Genomic DNA, 3,334 nt, shown 5'->3' on the forward strand with positions numbered 1-3,334 from the left:
GAACGGGGGACCGCGGGCTCAGCCGCTCACAGGCCCAGGTCGTCCAGGGTGTACGCGGTGACGTACGGCAGGCCCGCCTCGGCGATCGCCGGGGCCGCGCCGCGCTCCACGATCACCGCGACGCCGACCACCTCGGCGCCCGCCTCGCGCAGCGCCTCCACGGCGGTCAGCACCGAGCCGCCGGTGGTCGAGGTGTCCTCCACCGCCAGCACCCGGCGGCCCTTCACGTCCGGGCCCTCGATCCGGCGCTGCAGGCCGTGCGCCTTGCCCGCCTTGCGGACCACGAACGCGTCCAGCTTGCGGCCGCGCGCCGCCGCCGCGTGCAGCATCGCCGCGGCCACCGGGTCGGCGCCCAGGGTCAGGCCGCCCACCGCGTCGAACTCCAGGTCCGCGGCCGCGTCCAGCATCACCTTGCCGACCAGCGGGGCCGCCTCGGCGTCCAGGGTGATCCGGCGCAGGTCCACGTAGTAGTCGGCCTCCCGGCCGGAGGAGAGGGTGACCTTGCCGTGCACGACGGCCTTGTCCTTGATCTGCGCCAGCAGGGCGTCGCGGTCGTTGCTCATGGACAGCCAGTCTAGGGGCCCGGAAACGGCTCAGCGCCGCCGCAGGGCCCGGACCAGCACCACCGCGCCGCCGATCAGCGCCACCCCGCCGCCGATCATCCACGGCAGCGCGCTGCGGTCGCCGTGCGCGCCGGGCAGCAGCGTCGGCTCCGCGCCGCCCCAGCGGGACGCGGCCCGGGCCCGGGCGCTGTGCGCGGGCGGGGCGGGCGCGTACCGGCCGTGCGGCGGGGCGTGGTCGACCTCCTCGGCGGAGCGGCCGACGATGCTGCGCCGCACCGGGGCGCCCTCCTGCTCGTAGCCGGGCTCCGGACGGGAGGCGGCGGGCACCGGGGCGGGCAGGTCGTCCGCGTCGTCGAAGGAGATCAGGTCGGACAGGTCGTCGTCGAGGTCCTGGCCGCGCTCGCGGTCGTCCAGGAAGACCACGGTCGCGCCGTCCGCCGGGTCGCCGTCCCCGCCGTCCTCCTCGCCCTCACCGTCGCCGTCGTGGTCGGCGGGCTCGGACAGCTCGGCGACCAGCGCCGCCACCGCCCGGTCGATCAGCCGGCGGCCGGTCGACTCCAGCGCCTCCCCGTCGAAGCCGGCCAGCCGCCCGGAAGCGGTCAGGCCGGCGCTGAAGCGGACCGCGGTCTCGCCGGTGCGCTCGGCCAGGGTGATCCGCAGCTCGGCGGCGACCGGGGCCGCGCCGCGGATCTCCTCGCCGCTCAGCCGCAGCTCCAGCACGCCGTCCCGCCAGGCGCCCACCGTCAGCCGCCCGGCGAAGGTGATGGTCGACCCGGCGATCCGGATCCTGAGCCGGCTGTCCGCCGCCGCGGGCGCGGACGCCGACGCGACCGCGCTCAGCCCCGGCACGCAGCGGGCCACCAGTTCGCGGTCCACCAGCGCCTCCCGGACCACCTCGGCGGGCACCGGGACGACAACCTCATGCTCCATACCGGCGAGCCTACCGACCGCCCGCCGCCCTGCCGAGTCCTCCACGCGAAGCCGGGACGACCAACCCGCCAATGGACGCAGCACGCTCCCCGCCCGACCGCCCGCGCCGGCCCCCGACCGTGCCTAACTGCCCGGCGGGGGAGACCTTTTCAAGGGGCGGGGAGGAGCGGGGAGGAGCGAGGAGGACGGGCGAGGGGCTGGGGAGGGGTTGGGGGTGCGGGGGAGGGGCGGGGTGCTTCGTGCCGGGGCCGGGCGGCGTCACGGCCCCAGCAGGGTGTGCGGCGGCGGCAGCGGGGACGGGCGGCGGGCGGCCAGCCGGGCCTCGGAGGCGCGCAGGGCGGGCACGGTCAGCGAACGGGGGGCCGGCACGTCCGGTGCCAGGTCCAGCACCGGGGCGGTGCGGGCGGCCAGCAGGAACGCCGGGGCCGGACCCGGGCGTCCGCAGTCGGCCGCGGCCGGGGCGCCGCCGCCCTGGTAGGCCACCGTGGCCAGGCCGACCGCGTCCAGGCCGGACTCGGCCGTCCACAGCCCGCCGCCCGGCGGGCCGCCCCGGGCCGCCAGCCGGCCCGCCGGGGCCAGCCGCCGGGCGGCCAGGCCGAAGAACTCGCGGGAGCGGTACTTGCCGTCCGCGGCGGAGCCGTCCAGGTCGGCGACGATCACGTCGAAGCGCTCGCCGGACCCGCGCAGCCACTCCATCGGCTCGGCCTGGACCAGCCGCACCCGCGGGTCGTCGAAGGCGTACCCGGTCAGCGCGGCGAACGCGGCGTCCCGGCGGGCCAGTGCGGGCAGCGCCGCGTCCCGCTCGACCACCAGCACGCCGCGCACCGCCGGGTGGCGCAGCACCTCGCGCAGCGCCAGGCCGTCGCCGCCGCCCAGCACCAGCACCCGCCCGCTCGGCCCGGCGGCCAGCGCGGGGCGCACCAGCGCCTCGTGGTCGCGGTACTCGCCGGGGCCGCAGACCGCGAGGCGGCCGTCCAGGAACAGCTCCAGCGGCGGCGCGGCGCGCTGCGCGGGCACCCGGGGCGCGTCCGGGGCGGGCGCCGCGCCGGCGGGCTCCTGCGGGCCGCCGGTCAGCACGATCTCCTGGTAGCGGCTCTGGGTGGCGAACCGGATCGGGCCGCCGTACAGCGCGTGCCGGGCGGCGCGCTCGATCGCGCCGGTGCAGGCGGCGGCCAGCGCGAGCAGCGCCAGCACCAGTCCGCAGCCCGTCCACAGCAGCAGCCGGGTGCGCGGGGCGGGCTCGGCGCGGAACAGCCAGAGCACCAGCACGGCGCCCGCCACCGCGTTCACCGCGCCGGTCAGCAGCGCCCCGGCGGTCTGGCCGAGGGCGGGCAGCAGGACGAACGGGAAGGCCAGGCCGCCGATCAGCGCGCCCACGTAGTCGGCGGCGAACAGGTCGGCGACGGCGCGGCCGGCGTGCTCCCGGCGGATCCGCTGGATCAGCGTCATAAGCAGCGGGATCTCCGCGCCGATCAGCAGGCCGATCAGCACGGTGGCGGCGATCAGCGCGACCAGGGTGGCGCGCGGCTGGTGCAGCCAGGCCCAGCCGCAGTACAGGGCCAGCGCGGACAGGCCGCCGGTCAGCGACAGGGCGTACTCGACCAGCGCGAAGGAGGTGGCCGGGCGGCGGGTGAGGCCCTTGGCGAGCAGCGAGCCGACGCCCATCGCGAACACCATCACCGACAGCACCACGGAGGTCTGGGTGACCGAGTCGCCCAGCAGGTAGCCGCCGAGGGCGACCAGTTCGAGTTCGTACACCAGGCCGCAGGCCGCGCAGACGAACGCGGCCAGCAGGACCAGCACGCGGGCCGGGCGGGGGGCCAGGGCCGGCGGTACGGCGC

3 protein-coding genes are annotated in these 3,334 nt (G+C 78.3%); all 3 read right to left on the reverse strand.

Annotation, left to right across the window (positions count from 1 at the left end):
* Positions 1–26 precede the first annotated feature (26 nt).
* The gene (pyrE, locus tag ACFUEL_RS37275; RefSeq protein ID WP_030905690.1) at positions 27–563 is read right to left on the reverse strand and encodes an orotate phosphoribosyltransferase; all 537 of its coding nucleotides are present in this window, start codon (positions 561–563) and stop codon (positions 27–29) included.
* Between the two features lie 30 nt (positions 564–593).
* Positions 594–1,493 (reverse strand): CoxG family protein, encoded by a 900-nt coding sequence (locus ACFUEL_RS37280; protein WP_380242273.1) that lies wholly within the window; start codon positions 1,491–1,493, stop codon positions 594–596.
* Positions 1,494–1,751: 258 nt separating this feature from the next.
* A partial coding sequence (locus ACFUEL_RS37285) for a spermidine synthase (RefSeq protein WP_380242275.1) occupies positions 1,752–3,334 on the reverse strand: 1,583 nt, incomplete at its 5' end.

Source organism: Kitasatospora sp. NPDC057198 (genome assembly GCF_042670125.1).
Classification (GTDB): Bacteria; Actinomycetota; Actinomycetes; order Streptomycetales; family Streptomycetaceae; genus Kitasatospora.